Source organism: Arsenophonus sp. ENCA (assembly GCF_002287155.1).
In the GTDB taxonomy this organism is placed as follows: domain Bacteria; phylum Pseudomonadota; class Gammaproteobacteria; order Enterobacterales; family Enterobacteriaceae; genus Arsenophonus; species Arsenophonus nilaparvatae.
This window is the reverse complement of sequence record NZ_NHNG01000464.1, coordinates 1-648: the sequence shown is the minus strand read 5'-3', so window position 1 is coordinate 648 and position 648 is coordinate 1. Positions and strand designations below refer to the sequence as shown.

Below are 648 nucleotides of genomic sequence, written 5' to 3'. Positions count from 1 at the left end.
TGAGCAAAAATGGGCGCCGTCACGATAAACGCTTACTCGATAAAGTCGATATAATTCGCCATATTCCTCCTGAGGTAACCATCTGGGCAGATACCGGTTTTCAAGGTATAGATAAACAGCATCCTAATACACAAATCCCAAAAAAAGGAACTCGAAAAAGACCTTTATCGCCTGAACAAAAACAAGAAAATAAAATAATCTCGGGCATCCGTATTACAGTTGAACACGCCATCGCGGGTATCAAGCGCCTCGGTTGCATGACCCAAATTTTACGGAATCGTAGACCCTTTATTGATGATACCTTCTTACTCCTTAGCGCAGGTCTTTGGAATTTCCATCTCAGAACAGCGTAAAATTTACTTCAATCACCGAAACACCCTTATTTCACTATTAAGCAACACGCTTTTTGATGATCGGGATGTACCACGTACTGAATCATATGTAGAAGATATCACTACCGCAGCGAAAGCCAAAAATCGCCCTGCTTCTGAAGTTTATCGAGACTTACGCGCAGGAGCTGCTGATGCGGCGTGCGATATTTGAAGCCAAAACGTGCGATAAATGGCAGGCTACTTTTGTTTCCATCAGTGCAACGAAATTACACTGTCATTTTTCATCGGAGGCACTTTGGTCTGTTTGAGTGGTACG

Annotated in this window: 1 protein-coding gene and 1 pseudogene; both read left to right on the top strand. The window is 42.9% G+C overall.

Going from position 1 to position 648, the window contains the following annotated elements; genetic code table 11:
* Window positions 1–353: transposase family protein (locus CBG25_RS12070; protein WP_290603898.1), on the top strand; the 353-nt coding region annotated here is incomplete at its 5' end.
* 34 nt (window positions 354–387) lie between these two features.
* Window positions 388–522 (top strand): annotated as a pseudogene (locus CBG25_RS12065) (trehalase family glycosidase); the annotation flags it as partial.
* Window positions 523–648 lie beyond the last annotated feature (126 nt).